At 63.4% G+C, this 276-nt stretch carries 1 pseudogene; it reads left to right on the top strand.

The window, feature by feature from the left end:
• Positions 1 to 276 (top strand): annotated as a pseudogene (locus tag ACLJNW_RS24860) (fimbrial biogenesis outer membrane usher protein); the annotation flags it as partial.

The following is a 276-nucleotide window of genomic DNA, read 5'->3' as shown; positions in this document are numbered from 1 at the left end:
ACTACGACCTGTACTACTCGGACCCCGCCGACGGCGCCACGCCCTGGCTTTCCGCGCTGCTCGAGCAACGCCTCTTCGACGGCTTCGGGGTGATCTCCAACACCGGCGTCTACACCCGCTATTTCTGCGACGCCGACAACCTCGACAGCCGCTACCTGCGCTACGACACCTACTGGCTGTACAACGACGAACGCAACATGCACAGCTACCAACTGGGCGACTACGTCAACGGCGCGCTGAACTGGACCACCCCGGTACGCATGGGCGGCTTTCGCT

It is taken from the genome of Salmonella sp. SAL4457, from assembly GCF_046548235.1.
In the GTDB taxonomy this organism is placed as follows: domain Bacteria; phylum Pseudomonadota; class Gammaproteobacteria; order Enterobacterales; family Enterobacteriaceae; genus Salmonella; species Salmonella enterica.
This window is presented reverse-complemented; position numbering and strand designations above follow the sequence as displayed.